Below are 396 nucleotides of genomic sequence, written 5' to 3'. Positions count from 1 at the left end.
GCTCTGCGGGTGGTTAGGGGACCATAGGGCGGCCGTTGGCGCTGGTGGCGGGGATGGCCTGGATGACGTCCCAGTGCTCGGCGATCTTGCCGCCCTCGACGCGGAAGAAGTCCGCGACCGCGAAGCGGGCCCCGGAGGCCTCGGTGGACTCGGCGTGGACGACGACGACGTCACCGGAAGCGATGACCTGCCCGATCCGGAAGGTCACCCCGCTGCCTTTCAGATAGGGGACCATCGCGGCGATGAACTCGTCGCGCCCGTCGGCGATGGTGGGGTTGTGCTGGATGTAGTTCTCGGCGAGGTAGGTGCGGGCGGCCCCGGCCACGTCACGCTGGACGAAGGCCTGGGTGTAGAAGTCGGTCACCAACTCGGCGTTGACACCCTCCACGCCTGCGG

At 68.7% G+C, this 396-nt stretch carries 1 protein-coding gene; it reads right to left on the bottom strand.

Annotated elements, in window-relative coordinates; all coding sequences use genetic code 11:
* Window positions 1-13: 13 nt before the first annotated feature.
* Window positions 14-396: nuclear transport factor 2 family protein (locus FVA95_RS29520; RefSeq protein ID WP_149666959.1), on the bottom strand; the 383-nt coding region annotated here is incomplete at its 5' end.

Origin of the sequence: Pseudonocardia sp. EV170527-09, from assembly GCF_008369905.1 — a bacterium.
Classification (GTDB): domain Bacteria; phylum Actinomycetota; class Actinomycetes; order Mycobacteriales; family Pseudonocardiaceae; genus Pseudonocardia.
This window is presented reverse-complemented; position numbering and strand designations above follow the sequence as displayed.